The 15,061-nt window shown below is 55.3% G+C and carries 13 protein-coding genes; 3 read left to right on the top strand and 10 right to left on the bottom strand.

The features are described 5' to 3' along the window. Positions 1-122: 122 nt before the first annotated feature. Positions 123-1,244: an endonuclease/exonuclease/phosphatase family protein gene (locus RZA33_RS03745; protein ID WP_317506506.1), complete on the top strand. Its 1,122-nt coding sequence runs from the start codon at positions 123-125 to the stop codon at positions 1,242-1,244. A gap of 658 nt (positions 1,245-1,902) precedes the next feature. Continuing rightward, a protein-coding gene (locus tag RZA33_RS03740; RefSeq protein WP_416337838.1) for an IS3 family transposase occupies positions 1,903-3,077 on the top strand; the annotation gives its coding sequence in 2 pieces (ribosomal slippage) (positions 1,903-2,155 and positions 2,155-3,077; 1,176 coding nt in all). On the opposite strand, the gene RZA33_RS03735 is transcribed toward RZA33_RS03740, so the two are convergent. From RZA33_RS03735 to RZA33_RS03690, 10 genes are all read right to left on the bottom strand, one after another. Continuing rightward, a complete protein-coding gene (locus tag RZA33_RS03735; RefSeq protein WP_317506504.1) occupies positions 3,025-5,250 on the bottom strand; it encodes a heavy metal translocating P-type ATPase in 2,226 nt (741 codons plus the stop codon). The two genes, RZA33_RS03740 and RZA33_RS03735, sit on opposite strands and share 53 nt — an antisense overlap. A gap of 101 nt (positions 5,251-5,351) precedes the next feature. Beyond that, positions 5,352-5,924: a Spy/CpxP family protein refolding chaperone gene (locus tag RZA33_RS03730; RefSeq protein ID WP_317506503.1), complete on the bottom strand. Its 573-nt coding sequence runs from the start codon at positions 5,922-5,924 to the stop codon at positions 5,352-5,354. Between the two features lie 123 nt (positions 5,925-6,047). After that, complete coding sequence (locus RZA33_RS03725; RefSeq protein ID WP_317506502.1) at positions 6,048-6,506, bottom strand: ATPase; 459 nt, start codon at positions 6,504-6,506, stop codon at positions 6,048-6,050. Positions 6,507-6,533: 27 nt separating this feature from the next. Further along, entirely contained in the window at positions 6,534-7,874 is a 1,341-nt protein-coding gene (locus RZA33_RS03720) for an APC family permease (protein WP_317506501.1), read from the bottom strand. A 164-nt stretch (positions 7,875-8,038) separates the two neighbouring features. Then, complete coding sequence (locus tag RZA33_RS03715) at positions 8,039-8,794, bottom strand: glutaredoxin (protein WP_317506500.1); 756 nt, start codon at positions 8,792-8,794, stop codon at positions 8,039-8,041. A 187-nt stretch (positions 8,795-8,981) separates the two neighbouring features. Next, positions 8,982-9,752: a copper resistance protein B gene (locus RZA33_RS03710; RefSeq protein WP_317506499.1), complete on the bottom strand. Its 771-nt coding sequence runs from the start codon at positions 9,750-9,752 to the stop codon at positions 8,982-8,984. Positions 9,753-9,762: 10 nt separating this feature from the next. Beyond that, positions 9,763-11,604, bottom strand: coding sequence for a copper resistance system multicopper oxidase (locus RZA33_RS03705; RefSeq protein ID WP_317506498.1), 1,842 nt, complete (start codon positions 11,602-11,604; stop codon positions 9,763-9,765). Between the two features lie 69 nt (positions 11,605-11,673). Beyond that, positions 11,674-13,008 (bottom strand): ATP-binding protein, encoded by a 1,335-nt coding sequence (locus tag RZA33_RS03700; RefSeq protein ID WP_317506497.1) that lies wholly within the window; start codon positions 13,006-13,008, stop codon positions 11,674-11,676. Further along, positions 12,995-13,660 carry a response regulator transcription factor gene (locus RZA33_RS03695; protein WP_317506496.1) on the bottom strand — a complete coding sequence of 222 codons (666 nt, stop codon included), beginning with the start codon at positions 13,658-13,660 and terminating at the stop codon, positions 12,995-12,997. Before RZA33_RS03695 ends, RZA33_RS03700 begins: the two co-directional genes overlap by 14 nt. Before the next feature lie 13 nt (positions 13,661-13,673). Beyond that, entirely contained in the window at positions 13,674-14,147 is a 474-nt protein-coding gene (locus RZA33_RS03690) for a cupredoxin domain-containing protein (protein WP_322976187.1), read from the bottom strand. 383 nt (positions 14,148-14,530) lie between these two features. Here RZA33_RS03690 and RZA33_RS03685 point away from each other — a divergent pair, with 383 nt between their 5' ends. Continuing rightward, complete coding sequence (locus RZA33_RS03685; protein ID WP_317506494.1) at positions 14,531-14,971, top strand: DUF411 domain-containing protein; 441 nt, start codon at positions 14,531-14,533, stop codon at positions 14,969-14,971. Positions 14,972-15,061: the final 90 nt, after the last annotated feature.

The raw sequence follows: 15,061 nt of genomic DNA, 5'->3' as shown, positions 1-15,061 counted from the left end.
CAATGAGAAAGGGTATGCAGCTATCCAGAGAGGGGTATGCTTAAATCGTCAAATATCTGCGGCACTCTAGACTGGTATAACCGGGATTTTCCTGGTTACCGTTGTCGCATTTGAGAGATTTTATGTTATTAACGCTCTTTCTCTGGGTTATCCGGTTGTTGGTGGTTTTGATGGTAGTGGTGGCTTTGCTGCCATTAATTCCCAGCGGCCAGTGGTGGATTAGGTTGTGGGATTTTCCACGACTGCAACTGACGGGCGCACTGGTCTTACCAGTACTGCTTTTGGGTGTGCACGCGTGTTTAGAGCGGCCAAGAAAAGAGCACGCCGTGTTGGGGGTTATAATCCTTACGATCGCAGGGTGGCACTTAACGCATATCCTACCATTTACCTCCGTTTGGTCGACTGAGGTACCCACCGCTGAGGCTCAAACCGGCGAAAGCCAGATATCATTAAAAGTGCTGACGGCGAATGTTAAGTACAAAAATGATCACTACGCTGAGGTAGTGGCAATGGTTCAGCGCGAGGATCCCGATCTATTACTGCTAATTGAAGTTGATAGCGACTGGGCCGATGGACTGGCTCCACTTGATAAAGAGTACGCCCATCGAGTAGGTGAGGTTCGCGATGAAGGGCTTGGGATAGTGCTATGGTCACGGATTGCGCTGTTGGAGCAGAAGGTTGAATATTTAGTCTCAGACCGTCGGCCTTCCATCTTCGCAACGATTGACGTGCCAGGTATCGGGCCAGTGCGCTTCGTTGGCGCTCATCCGGTACCGCCAGGGCTGCAGGAACGAACCGTGAGCAACGAGGACGAACGGCGGGATAGCCGTGAACGTGATGCAGAGCTTATGCTCATTGCACGCCATGTTGAAGAAGACCCGGACAACCGCTGGATTGTTGCCAGGGATTTTAATGACGTCGCTTGGTCCGACACTACCCTGCTTTTTGCCGACTTAAGCGATCTCAAAGATCCTCGCCGTGGCCGACGGTTACTCAGCACCTACCATGCTGAATACCCATTGTGGCGCTATCCGATTGACCACCTGTTTGTTTCTGACGGCTTCCACCTTATTGATATCGATAGAGTGAAGGTAGAAGGCTCTGATCACTTTGGCCTCTCCACAACGCTCACCGTCGGCCGTAAAGATCACGGAAAACCTGAGGCTTCAGCGGAGGAAGAGCAGGAAGCACAGGAGATGATCGATGAGGGGAACGACGCCGCCGCTGAGCATGATGGTGGTTAATCGAATGCAGGGGCGGTAAGTAAAGGCTGTATCTCCTGCTAGCCTTCGGCCGTAATCTGTTCTTTCTGTTTACGCCTGATAAAGGGGTGATAAGGCATTGGCTTTGCGTGTCTGATACCAATGAAAATTGACCTTTTGGCTTCTCTTATTCGTCTCGGTCGCCCGAATGTCCACCAAGATGACGGTGCATTAGGAAGTGTATGCCGAGGCATAGCGCTAGAGGCAGCACCAGCCAGGTGCCGCTGGCTAGCGATTGACCCCGCCACATGACAAGCAATACAGCACCTCCCATTACCACCATGCAGGCGGTCATCATCCACTTATGGAGAACTCCGGTATGTGGTGACGGCTTATTTTGTGATTCGACCTCTCTTGAGGTGCTTTTGGTTGAATGTGGCCGTGTCATGAGCGGTCGCCTTTAACTTAGGGATGAGATGATTGTGCAGGAGCTGATTGCTCTCATTCGGGTTGCTCGCGGGTATAGCGCCGCTTAAGCAGCAACGAGTTGCCGATCACCGACAGCGAACTGGTGGTCATGGCGATGACACCGATCATCGGGTGCAACAGGCCAATGGCGGCGATGGGGATGGCTGAAGTGGCTTAATGGATGTGACCAACCCAGTTAAGGAATAATACCCTCAACTGGAGACTGTGCTACATGACTGCAAAAAAGAAGTATTCAAAGGAATTCAAGCTAGACGCCATTAGCCTCGTGTTAGAGCAAGGCTACAGCCGAGCGGAAGCCGCACGTAGCTTGGGCATCAATGCCAACATGATAGGCCGGTGGATCAAAGAGCAAGAGCAGTCGACCGACGACGGGCAAGCATTTCGCGGTAACGGAAAGTTGACGCCGGAGCAGGCTGAGATTCGCAAGCTGCGTGAAGAGGTGCGGCGCCTGAAGATGGAGAAAGACATTCTAAAAAAAGCGACGGTCTTCTTTGCCAAGGAAACGCGGTGAAATACGCGTTCATCACCCCGCATAAGAAGACCTGGCCGATCGCTTTAATGTGTCGATTACTGGGTGTAAGCCGCAATGCCTACTATAGGTACAGACGGCGCCATCAGAGCCAACCGCCAGCCCCTGAACACCAAGCGATGTTGGCGGCGGTCAAAGACATTGCTGAAGCGAGTGGGTACAGCTACGGGGCGAGGCGAATGAAACGGGCGCTCAATGCCTTGGGTTACCCAGTGGGCCGCAGGAAAGCCCGATCACTGATGCGCGAGGCGGGCGTCAGAGCGCGCTACCGTAAGAAATACAAGGTAACGACGAACAGTCAGCATAAACAGCCGGTATTTGAAAACGTGCTGAAGCGAGCGTTTACGGTGGCGGAGCCGGACCAAGCGTATGTCTCAGATATTACGTATATTTGGACGCAAGAGGGCTGGCTATATCTGGCTGTTTATATTGACCTGTTTAGTCGGCGGGTCGTGGGCTGGAGTATGGGGGCGAGGATGAATGCCCGTCTGGTCACTGATGCGCTGCAAATGGCCTTATGGCAACGACGGCCAGCAGCAGGCTTGATAGTGCATTCAGACAGGGGATCTCAATACGCAAGCAACGCGTATCGCGGCTTGCTAACCGCCCATGGCTTTGTCGGCAGCATGAGTCGCAAAGGCGATTGCTGGGACAATGCAGTGGCAGAAAGCTTTTTTGCCAGCCTTAAGAAGGAGCGAGTCCAGTGGGTTCATTATCAAACCCGCGCTGAGGCGCAGCAAGATATTCTGGACTACATCGCGATGTTTTATAACAGTCGGCGGCTACACTCATATCTGGATTACGTTAGCCCGAATGATTACGAATCAGCAATGGCAGAACTAAAGAAAGTCGCTTAACTGGGGTGTCACAAATTGGTTGACCACTCCAGGCCGCTACGTTATAGGCGCTAGCCCAGATCAGGTTCTGGACGATCTTGCTGTAGGTGGCGCGAGAAAGGTGCATGGCGTCTACCACGGCGGTGAGTTCGCCACGAACCAGTGTCACGTCCGCCGCCTCGATGGCCACGTCGGCCCCGGCACCTATGGCGATACCCACGTTGGCCTGGGTGAGGGCGGCGGCGTCGTTGATGCCATCGCCTACCATGGCTACGTGGTTGCCATGTTTTTTCTGCAGAGCGCGGATGGCTTCGACCTTGCCTTCTGGCAGTACGCCAGCTTGAACCTCATCAATGCCCACTTCGTCGGCCACGGCGCGGGCTGCGCGTTCGTTGTCGCCGGTTATCATTACCACATGGAGGCCGAGGTCATGCATGCCGCGAATGGCCTCGATCGACTCCTGTTTGAGCGTGTCGGCCACGGCCACTAAGCCAAGGGCTCGGCCCTCTGAGGCGACAATTACTACGGTGCGCCCCTTGCCTTCAAGTTCCCCCATGGCGCTGTCTAGGGTTTCAAGGCCGGTTACGCCTTCCTCTTCCAGTAATTGGCGATTACCGATTAGCACGGTTTCTTCGCCCACCTTACCCGAGACGCCGCGCGCCCCGGTCGAACGGAACTCGCTTACCTCGCTCGGTTTTACATCGCGCTCGCGGGCACCGTCGACGATGGCTCGAGCGATGGGGTGCTCAGAAGCGTTCTCCACGCTCGCCGCCAGGGTAAGAAGGCGTGACTCTTCGACGCCTTCGGCGGCGAGGGCCTCGGTGAGTTTCGGCTCGCCGCGGGTGATGGTCCCGGTCTTGTCGAGCACCATTACCTTAACGTCCTTAAAGGTCTGGATCGCCTCGCCAGAACGGATCAGAATGCCACGCTCGGCACCGATGCCCGAGCCGACCATTAGCGCCGTGGGGGTGGCCAGACCTAGGGCGCAGGGGCATGCGATGACTAGTACGGCGATGGCGGCGAGAATCGCCAGCACCGGCGTAGCGGCTTCGGGGTTCACCCAGGGTAGGAATGCCGCGCCCCAGTCGAGAATCGGCCGCAAAGTATCCGGGAATAACGCCCACGCCACTAGGCTGGCCAACGAGATTAGCAGCACAACTGGCACGAAGCGGCCGGTCATGCGGTCGGCGAATTCCTGGATTGGCACCCGCGAGCCTTGAGCCTGATCGATCAGCTTGACCACCTGAGACAAGAAAGTATCGCCGCCGACGCGGGTTGCTTTGACGCGCAAGCGTCCTTCCTTGTTGATGGTGGCACCGATCACGCTGTCGCCCGTGCTCTTGTAGACCGGTATCGACTCGCCGGTCGCGATAGACTCGTCGAGATGACTCTCGCCCTCGACCACCTCGCCGTCAGTGGGGATCTTGTCGCCGGGACGCACGATCATGATGTCGCCGGAAGCCAGTTCTTTCACCGGCACCTCGACTTCTTCACCATGGCGTTCTACGTGAGCCGTCTTGGCGCCTAGTGCCATTAGGCGGCGAATGGCCTGGGAGGCACGACCCTTGGCCAGCGCCTCGAGATAACGTCCCAGCAGATGGAAGGTCATGATGGTGGCGGCCATCTCTATGAACGACGTCATCGGGTAGACGAAGCCGACCAAGCCGATTAGGTAAGGTGGCAGGCTGCCCATGGAGATCAGCACATCCATGTTGAAAGTGCCGTTCTTTAGTGAGCGCCACGTTGACTTGTGGGTGGCGATGCCGCCATACAGGAACACCACCGGGAAGGCCAGCACGGCGATGATGGCGAGATATCCAGGGATCGGCTGCCAGAACATGTGCGGCATCATGAGAATCATGATGAGCGTGGTGGGTGCCGCCGCGATGATTAGCCGTTTACGTGCCTGGGTAAGATAGGCCTCTTCAATCTCGGCGTCGCTGTCGCCGTCCTCCGCCTCACCAGCTCGCACCGAGGCCACATCATAGCCAGCGCCCTCGACGGCTTGCTTCAGGGTGTTGTTATCGGGCCCGCCTGCGCCGACTTTCACACTGACACGATGGCTGGCGATATTGGTTTGAATCTCCTCCACGCCATCAAGGCGTTCAAGCGTTTTGCGCACGATACCAGCACAGTGGTCACTGCCCATGCCCGGGACTGTCAGGGTAATCGTGTTCGGAGCCGAATCGTTCATCGTGAGCCTCTTGCTGGCCTCGCCGAGTGGACGACCATGGCTGGTCGCCCGTTCCGTTGTCTACTCAGTGAGATTCCAGTCAGTGGTGTACATCGTGATCCTTAGGAATCGTCGTTATTCTCAGGTGTAGCCTGCTGAAGCTGTTGGCGTTGTTCATCCGTCATGAGGTCATGCATGGTATTCCGCATGCGTACCATTTCGGTCATCATCTCGCCTTGAAGCTCGGCTAGCTCGCCATGCAAAGTCTTGACCTGCTCTGGGTCTGGGCGCTCGCCATGCATCTCCGCCATCAGATCATCGCGCAGGTTCATAAGACGTCCCATACGCTCGAATTGTGCAGGGCGGTGCTCCTGCATCAGCTCGCGCATCTTGTCACGCTGCTCCGGCTCTAGCATGCTCTGCATCATGCCCATACCGGTGCCACCCATCATTGGGCAGGGCATCTCGCTGCTGCCCATCATGCCGGGCCCCATGCCACCACTCATCATGCCGGGCCCCATATCACTACCCATCATGCCGGGTCCCATGCCATCTTGCCCGCTGTTACCACGCATCATATCGCTCCCTTGACCGGGCTGGCTTTCCGGCATGCCTTGGGCGAGGGCTACGCCAGCACCACTGGCTCCAAGTGCCAAAACGAGCCCGAGGGCGATAGTATGTTTGCGAATTTCCATGATCATTCTCCTTTAGCGATAGACCGCATTTTGGATCTAAATATCGAAGACCTATGTATCATTGTTTTTCGGCTAAAATATTGAAGCTATGCGTGGCACTTAGATCAACTCACGGAATGGTCTTCAGACATCGTTCATTCTCCCTGTTTGGCGAACAAGGCGCATGGCTTCGTGTTCTTCTAAATCCAAAAGAGCATCTACCAATTCTTTAGTCTCAGGGATTTCCGCTTTGCCAGCCAAGCAGCGATAAAGACTTATTGTTTGCTCATGGAAATCGAAAATCTCGTGACAAATATCGTCAAAACTCAACTCGGCGTAAGGAGCATCGCAGGTCCGATGCGTGCGGATAGGTTTATGCTCTAGATAGTCATATACATATGTTTTTAATGCTTTTGCGTCGGCTTGTTGCTCGAAGCGTGCAACAACACGCTGCATTTCTGCTTCGTGAGCAGCTAAATAATTGAGCAGCATTTGAGCACGCTCTTCTTCATGCTCGTTAGCGCAGTGGGCTAGGCAACTAGCGAGATGTTCATGTAGCTGACGCGTCCAATCAATCAAATCACCAAACGTTCTGACTTCCATGGGGTAGCTCCTGTAGCGCTATTAATGTTAGTGAGTGTGGTGAGGATGCTCGCTATCTTTTGATGTGCCGCGTTTGGCGAGGAACATCCACTCACCTAGCAAAATGATCGCCATTACTACGCCTGCAACCAGAAGAACCAAAGGGTCTGAGGTGGCTTTTACCCAAATAAAGCCCAGCAACACAATGGCATCCAGCAGTATGGCAATGACCAAGATAATAGGGTTGGCGCTCACGCTTTCTTTTAGATGGCGCAGAACACCCCAGTGAATAGCGATATCCATGATCAAATAAAGAATAATACCGAGTGCTGCGATACGGCTCAGGTCAAAGAAGGCCGTGAGCACCAAACCGAATACAATGGTGTACACCAACGTGTGCTTTTGCAGGCTGCCGGGCATGTGAAAATGACGGTGCGGTACCAGTTTCATTTCCGTCAGCATCGCAAGCATGCGCGATACGGCAAAGACGCTGGCGATAATCCCACCGGCGGTAGCCAGCATGGCGAGAATGACAGTAAAGGCAACAGCCGCTTCACCAAGCGCGGGCCGAGCCGCAGCGGCCAGCGAATAATCTTGTGTTTCAATAATTTCTGGTAAGGAAAGGTTGCTGGAAACGGCAAAGCCGACAAGCGCATAGATCACCACGCACAAGGCAATTGAGATCATGATCGCTCTACCGACATTCCGTTTGGGGTTCGTGAGCTCCGAACCGCTGTTAGTGATAGTCGTGAAGCCTTTAAAGGCTAAAATGCCCAGGGCCGTTGCGCCTAAAAAACCCGCGATTGTAGGCGAAGGAGCTTCGCTGTTTGCCCCCATTTCGAGAGAATCGGCAACAAATACACCGACAACACCAAACACAACAATACCGCCTATTTTGACAAACCCGAGTACCGAGGCAACCGTCTCAATCAGCTTGTTTGCGGATAAATTGACCAAGAAGGCCGCTAGTAGTAAACCAACACCCAAAAGGGGGACATAAAGTGAGCGATCTCCTAAATCAAATAATTCCAAGGTGTACGAGCCAAAGGTTCTCGCCAGAAAGCTCTGCGCGATCACCATAGAAAAATACATCAGGAGTGCATGAAAAGCGGTGGGGAGTGTTGGGCCGTATGCTTTCTGAAGGTACATGCCGATGCCGCCCGCTGATGGGTAGGCATTGGACATCTTTACGTAAGAATAAGCGCTGAAAGAAACGATCACCGCAGCGGCCAAAAAGGCGAGAGGAAAAAGATAACCGGTCATTTCGGCCATCTGGCCGGTTAACGCAAAGATACCAGCCCCAATCATCACGCCTGTGCCTAATGCAACGGCACCGACCAGCGAAAGACTGCCTTCTTTATACTGTGGCGTTCTGTCCTGTTTCGCCATAAAAAAGCTACCTCTTCAATATCGACAGCGACTACCTTCGCTGTTTCGGATAGAAATGAATGAAGTTACCTTACCTACAGCATGGGTGACGATTCTGAACGCAACCTGAACAACGCAGAATGAAGTAATGATCCTGATCAAGCGTTTGGCGAAAATAGGCTTACTCATCCGAGCAGCATACGCAGCGGCATCCACAGTCCCATGCCGATCATCACGAGGTTTTCGGTAAGTGACACAAACCCTAACGGCACATTGCTGTTGCCGCCCACGCAGGCGCATTTGAGCTCACGTTTATCGATGTATACCGCTTTAAAGACAGAAACCGCCCCCACGGTACCGACGAACAGCGCCAGTGGCGCGGCCAGCCAGATAAGCGTGCCCGCTAACATCAGTAGCCCTGCCAGCGTTTCAGCGTAAGGGTAAACGTAGCTATAGGGGACATGGCGCTGGGCAAGCAGGTCGTAGTTGAGAAACATGGTGCTGAAGCTTTCTATGTCTTGCAGCTTCTGTAAGCCCAGTAGCACCATCGCTGTGGCGACGAAATACTCCGGCATACGCGCGGTGAACAGGGTGCCTTGAGCAGCCCAGCTAACGGCAAAGCCTATCAATAATGCGGTAGCGAAAATCGCCAGTACGGGGCGATAGGTAGTAGCCTTAGCGTTAGGAACGCTCATCCCTAGGTGCTCGCGGAGTTCTTCATAGCCGCCGATACGTTCATCGCCAAGATATACCTGAGGCGTTGTATCGACGTTTTCCTGTTCTTTAAACGCGTCAATTTCTTCCCGTGAGGTCAGGAGGTTATCGTCTACTTTGAACCCTTTGCGCTTGAGCAGGTCGACGGTTTTTAAGCCGAATGGACACATGTGCTCCGGTGTTTTCATCCGATAAACGCTGGCGCTTGAGTGCGTAGTTGATGGCATAATTAGCCTCCATGTTGTTTATGCTTACCTAACAGCCTAGAACCTCTGTGCCACCTTTAGGTCAAATATGGGGTATGGAAAACTTTTTCATCAGCCTCCCAAGCGGTGTTTGTGCCTCACGATTACACGGTGATTTAACAAAAAAACGCCACCTTCCGGTGGCGCGAGTTATAAAGTACTTAACGATTTAGAACATTAATCTCACACCCGCAACGACGCCGGTGTCTTCGCTGCTATCTCCACTAGCACGAGAAAGGTCGGCAGTATCGCCATACTCTTTTACCCAGTATGTGCCCACATAAGGAGCGAAACGGCGAGTCACCTCGTAGCCCAGCCGCAGGCCGACACGCACGGAGTTCAGTCCTTCGCCCACGCCAAATTCCTCGACTTCGCTGGCAGCTATAGCAATTTCAGTACGCGGCTGCAGATAGAGACGTTGCGTTAGGCGCAGGTCGTATTCGCCCTCGAAGCTGGCCGCCAGGTCGCCGTCGTCGCTCAGCTGCAGGGCGACGTCCGTTTCGATACCGTAAGGCATCACGCCTTGCAGGCCGACCACCGCGTAGGTGCGCTCGGCGTGGTCATCGGAAAACACACCGCCCTGGTAGCCTATACCGCCCTGTAGCTCCCAAAAGTCGGCGACCAGGCGGCTATAGAGCAGCTCAAGCGATTCAAACTCGGCGTCTTCGCCGTCGCCCTGAACGTTTTCGCCCTCCGACTTCAGGTATACGCGGTTGATGTCGCCGCCGTACCAGCCCTGAAAGTCCCAGACCACGGCCTCCTGTCCGTTATCAGGCACGCTGTACTCAAGGCGGTCGAACAGGCCCATGCCCATATTGTGTTCCTGCATGGGCGCGGGCCAGCTGTCTGGGGCATCGTAGCCGTCGTCGGCGTTGGCCGTTGCCGTGGTGGCCACCATGAACGCCGCGCTGGCAGCGGTTAGGAAATGCTTGATCTGCATAAATGCCTCCTTAAGAAACCTGAACAACGCGGAACATGCCGGCATCCATGTGATAAAGCAGGTGACAGTGGAAGGCCCAACTGCCTTCGGCGTCCGCCGTGATCAGCGCTGAGACGCGCTCGCCGGGCTTGACGTTGAGGGTATGCTTGCGCGGAATCAGCTCGCCCTGGCCGTTTTCCAGCTCCATCCACATGCCGTGCAGGTGAATGGGGTGTTCCATCATGGTGTCGTTGACCAGGATCAGGCGCAGGCGCTCGTCCTTTTCAAAGTGGATGGGGCCGTTGACCTCGCTGAATTTCTGGCCGTCGAACGACCACATGTAGCGCTCCATGTTGCCGGTGAGGTGCAGTTCAAGCTCGCGGCCGGGCTCGCGGCGGTCGGGCCACGGCGTAAAGGCTTTGAGGTCGCGGTAAACCAGCACGCGACGTTCATCGGGATCAATGCCAATGCCCGGCTGGCCAAAGCGGGAGCCAGGCTGTGCTTCACCGGCGGCGAGCATACCGTTTTCGCGGGTTTTGGCCTGTTCACTCGCCATGCCCTGCATGTCACTATCAGACATGCCTGCGTGATCCATGCCGTCCATATCACCGTGGTTCATGGCCTCCACTTCACTAGCAGACATGTTGGCGTGATCCATCCCCTGCATATCCGGCATGCCAGCATGATCCATGCCTTCCATGCTCGAATGATCCATACCGTCCATGTGGACGCTCATCGCCTCCATGCCGCGGTCGGCAATCTGACGGCGCTCCGGAATCTGTGCCTGCATGCCTTCGTGAGGGGCCAGGGTGGCGCGGGCGTAGCCGCTGCGATCCATGGATTCGGCGAAAATCGTATACGCCTGATCGTCTTCTGGGGACACCAGGACGTCGTAGGTCTCGGCAACGCCGATGCGAAACTCATCCACTGGAACGGGCTGTACCGGCTGCCCGTCGGCGGCCACCACGGTCATTTTCAGCCCGGGAATACGCACGTCGAAGTAGGACATGGCCGAGCCGTTAATGACCCGCAGCCGAATACGCTCGCCGGCCTTGAACAGCGCGGTCCAGTTTTCCTCGGGGGAATGGCCGTTGAGCAGATAGGTATAAGTGCTGCCGGTAACGTCGGCAATATCCCGGGAGCTCATGCGCATCTTGGCCCACATGCCGCGCATGTCGGCGGTGTGGGAAAAGCCGTTTTGGCGTACGTCGGCGAAGAAATCGGCAATCGTGCGTTCCTGGAAGTTGTAATAGCCTTCCATGGTTTTGAGGTTGCGAAACACCGACATGGGATCTTCAAAGGTCCAGTCCGTCAGCAACAGCACGTGTTCGCGGTCGTAGCGGAAGGGTTCGCGTTCGGCGGCATCGATAATCAGCGGGCCCACATGGCCCAATTGTTCCTGCATGCCTGAGTGACTGTGGTACCAGTAGGTGCCGTTCTGCTGCACCGGAAAGCGATAGGTAAAGGTGTCACCCGGCGCAATGCCGGCAAAGCTGACCCCCGGCACTCCGTCCATGCCTGGCGGCAAAATCAGGCCATGCCAGTGAATCGAGGTGGGTTCATCGAGCAGGTTAGTGACGCGCAGCACCGCGTCCTGGCCTTCTTTCAGGCGCAGCAGCGGCCCGGGGCTGGTGCCGTTGATGCTGAAGGCGCTAGCCGTCTTGCCGTCAATCGGGACGGTTTCACGGCGGATGACCAGCGCTATCTCAGGCCCTTCTTCAACGCCCTTTGAATAGACGCTGGAGCGGCCCCAGGGGGTGGCCCAGGCGGGGCTCAACCCCATGGCGGCAGCCGAACCCAGCCCCAATGCCGCGCTGCCTTTCAGCACCTGACGGCGTGAAAGCGGGTGGCGGATAATGGTCGATCGCGACATGTGCAACTCCCCTCAATGATCAATATCGCCATCATGCGGGAGTAAGCTGAATCAAGGCTGAAAAAGCCATCAGGAGGACTTAACGTCCGGCAACGGCAGGCGGGTAACGACCCGCAGGCCGCCCAGCGGGCTGCGCTCGAACCGGTAGTGCCCGGCGTAACGCGCCACCAATTGGGCCAGGATGGCGAGCCCCAGGCCGTAACCAGGGTGGCGCTCATCCAGCCGCGTGCCGCGCTCGCCGAGGCGCGCCATGTCCTTGTCGGCAACGCCGGGGCCGTCATCGTCGATCGTCAGGGTCAGGGCCTCGGAAGTGGCGCTGACGTGGCAATGCACCTCGCTGGTGGCCCATTTGCCGGCGTTATCCAGCACAATGCCCAGCATCTCGGCGTAATCGTGACCGTCGATGGGCACCTGCTCGCGGTCGTTGAGCGACTGTGTCAGGGAGAACGAGGGGTGCGGGTAGAGGCTGCGAAACATATCCATCAGCCGCTGACTGTCACGCGTCAGGTGCGTCATGTGCCCCGTATGGGGGCCGGCAATGCGCGCGCGGCGCAGTTCGGCATCTAACTGGGCGTTGATGTCCTCGATGCGCAGCAACAGCTTACGGCGGCGTTCGTCGTCTATCGGTCGGCCACCCCTGAGCACCTGGGTGATTGCTGCTAGCGGGGTCTTGAGGGCATGGGAAAGGTTGGCGACCGACTCCCGCGAGCGCTGCAGGCGCAGGTCGATATCGTCCATGAAGCGATTGAGCTGGGCGACGAGGGCGTCAAGTTCGGCGGGCGCGGTGAGCGACAGACGCTGGCGCTCTCCTGCCTGCAGGGCTTCCAACTGGTGGCGTAACTGCCAGAGTGGCCGCAAGCCGCGGTTGACGGCCAGTATGTTGAGCGTGACCAGCACCGCGAGCAGACCCGCTGCAATGCCGCCGACCCACCAGTGCAACGTGGCAAGCCCCGCTTCCACCTGGGAAAAATCCTCACCAATCAGCAGCACACCGGTGGTGTCTTGCCACGCGAAGTGGTGGCGATAGACCAGCAGATGCTGGTCGTCGCGTGTCACCTCGATCAGCGCGTCACCCTGCTCATCGAGCAGCGGGGCAAGCTGGCGCTGCCAGGCCGGGTCCGAGGTGCTAGTGACGCCATCCATGCGCAGTACGTAAAGGTGGTGAAAGACCTGGTAACTCTGGCTCGCGGATGTGAGTAAAGAGGGTATCGCTAACTGGTCATTTTCCAACTGCGATACTGCGTGTTCGGCTTCACGCTTGAGGCGTTCACCGAGAAACTCCTTAGCAAGATTTTGCAGAAACACGCCGTGCAGCAACCATGTCAAACCAACGACTAAGAGCGCAACGCCTCCCAGCCAAGCTAGCAGGCGAAACCTTAAGCTACGTTTATTAACGTGAAACAAAAACGTACCCCTGGCCGCGGCGCGTCTGGATAATCGATTTGCCAAGATAACGGCGCAGGCGAGCCACGTATACCTCTACCAAATTAGATGCGGCAGCGTCTTGCTCCAACGCATAAAGCTGTTCCAATAGTCGTTCCTTTGAGTGAATGCGGTCAGGATGGAGCATCAGGTAGCGTAGTAGTCGAAACTCGGTGGCGGTAAGCGAACGCCATGTTGTCCCTTCGCTGCAAACACGCTGGCCCGCTTCATCTAAGGACACACCATTAAGGGTGAAAATTTTGGATAGCTGGCCAGACTGCCTGCGTAGCAAGGCCTTTAAACGCGCCATCAGTTCGGCTTCGTGAAAGGGCTTAGTGAGGTAGTCGTCAGCCCCTGTTTCCAAGCCAATGACCTTGTCTTCCCAGGTGTCGCGCGCGGTGAGTATCAGAACCGGAGTCGGGCATTTTTGCTTGCGCCAACGCGTGATTAACTCAAGACCCGAACCATCGGGTAATCCAATATCCAGGATGGCAAGCTCGTACTCCTCGGTTGCCATGAACGACGTAGCCGACTTAATGGTGTCGGCTACGTCGACGAGGTAACCGTTGTCTTTCAGACTCTCAGCCAAACTTTCAGCTAATAGGTCATCGTCTTCTAGAAGCAACAGTTTCATAGGTTATATCGCGTTAGAAATTAATGTCACCATACATCCCTGATTCATAATGGCCGGGGATATTGCAGGCGTACTCCAGGCTCTCAACATTCGAGGGGGCAGTCCACACCAGTGTTTTGGTCTCACCTGCCCCGATGGTGATAGACGGCATCTGCCCGCCGTGCTCACCTTCTGCCATGTTGTGGCCACCGTGTCCACCATGCGCGTCACCATGGCCGCCGCTCATTTCCTGCATCATTATCCGATGCTCTTCCTGGGCGGCTTTATCACCTATTACAAATTCGTGTTCAAGGTTGCCATTATTGATAATTTCAAACTGAATGGTTTCACCAGCGGTAACTTGGATATCTTCAGGATCGAACCACATATCGCCCGCTTCAAAGCTAATAGTGCGATCAACATCGGCATTGCTCGCGTCACTGTGAGAACCATCATGTTCGCCAGCTGCCCAAGAGGCGGATGCCAGTACACTGAGTGATATTGTCATTAGACAGGATGTCAGGTAGGTCTTGCACATCGTGTTTACCTCTTAATGGTGTGTACCAAGCTTTATATCGCGCGAACCTGAAATGAGCCTGAACCGAGAACTTTCTAATGACCTGCGTCAAAAAAGCACTGTGAAACAAGATGGCGAACTTGACCTCCGTGTCACACACAGGTTGTAAGCTTTAGCTGTGTAATAAGCATGTTTATATTTTGCTAAAATTCTCTTAGGAGTTTCGCCATGATGAACGCAGACTGTTTTGCCTTTATGAGCTCTTTGGGTTGGGTAGGCTGGTTAATGCCTCTGACATTTTTATTGCTGGCGGGGCTTGGGATCGCGTCGCTTACGAAATACCTTTTTAGTCGTTCTCATCAAGGAGGCCATGCATGAGCCGTTTAACTACATCACTATTTTTATCTGGCGCTCTGGTTCTGGGGGCGACCTCAGCCCATGCGGCGATGCCTGATGAGGCCACACTGTATAAAAATCCTCAGTGCGGCTGCTGTGACGCCTATGCGCGCCATCTTGAAGAACTCGGCGTAGAAGTAACGATTATTGATGACGTAGAGCTGGGTGACATCAAGCAGCAGGCGGGCGTGCCCTATGGTCTGGGGTCGTGCCATACCATTGAGATGGGTGAGTATTGGATCGAAGGCCACGTACCGATGGAGGCCGTGCAGGCGCTGTTTGAACAACAGCCTGACGTTGACGGTATTGGCTTAGCGGGTATGCCCATTGGCACGCCAGGTATGCCAGGGCCACAAGAGGGTTCTTACAATGTGTATACGTTTACAGACCAGGAAGATAAACCATTTATGACCCTTTAATAGGGAGATGACAGCTGGGTTTTGATTTGGAATAGGGTGATCAACGTCGAATATAACTTAAGCGCTTAGCTCAATAATGGATTGTTTCAA

The sequence above is a fragment of the Halovibrio sp. HP20-59 genome, assembly GCF_033052795.2.
Classification (GTDB): Bacteria; Pseudomonadota; Gammaproteobacteria; order Pseudomonadales; family Halomonadaceae; genus Vreelandella.
The sequence above is the reverse complement of the archived record's forward strand: the minus strand, read 5'-3'. Positions and strand labels throughout refer to the sequence as shown.

Excerpts from the sequence above, each read along its gene's own strand:
- RZA33_RS03745 (WP_317506506.1), top strand. The coding sequence starts at position 123 with ATGTTATTAACGCTCTTTCTCTGGGTTATCCGGTTGTTGGTGGTTTTG.
- RZA33_RS03735 (WP_317506504.1), bottom strand. The coding sequence starts at position 5,250 with ATGAACGATTCGGCTCCGAACACGATTACCCTGACAGTCCCGGGCATG.
- RZA33_RS03730 (WP_317506503.1), bottom strand. The coding sequence starts at position 5,924 with ATGGAAATTCGCAAACATACTATCGCCCTCGGGCTCGTTTTGGCACTT.
- RZA33_RS03725 (WP_317506502.1), bottom strand. The coding sequence starts at position 6,506 with ATGGAAGTCAGAACGTTTGGTGATTTGATTGATTGGACGCGTCAGCTA.
- RZA33_RS03720 (WP_317506501.1), bottom strand. The coding sequence starts at position 7,874 with ATGGCGAAACAGGACAGAACGCCACAGTATAAAGAAGGCAGTCTTTCG.
- RZA33_RS03715 (WP_317506500.1), bottom strand. The coding sequence starts at position 8,794 with ATGCCATCAACTACGCACTCAAGCGCCAGCGTTTATCGGATGAAAACA.
- RZA33_RS03710 (WP_317506499.1), bottom strand. The coding sequence starts at position 9,752 with ATGCAGATCAAGCATTTCCTAACCGCTGCCAGCGCGGCGTTCATGGTG.
- RZA33_RS03705 (WP_317506498.1), bottom strand. The coding sequence starts at position 11,604 with ATGTCGCGATCGACCATTATCCGCCACCCGCTTTCACGCCGTCAGGTG.
- RZA33_RS03695 (WP_317506496.1), bottom strand. The coding sequence starts at position 13,660 with ATGAAACTGTTGCTTCTAGAAGACGATGACCTATTAGCTGAAAGTTTG.
- RZA33_RS03690 (WP_322976187.1), bottom strand. The coding sequence starts at position 14,147 with ATGACAATATCACTCAGTGTACTGGCATCCGCCTCTTGGGCAGCTGGC.
- RZA33_RS03685 (WP_317506494.1), top strand. The coding sequence starts at position 14,531 with ATGAGCCGTTTAACTACATCACTATTTTTATCTGGCGCTCTGGTTCTG.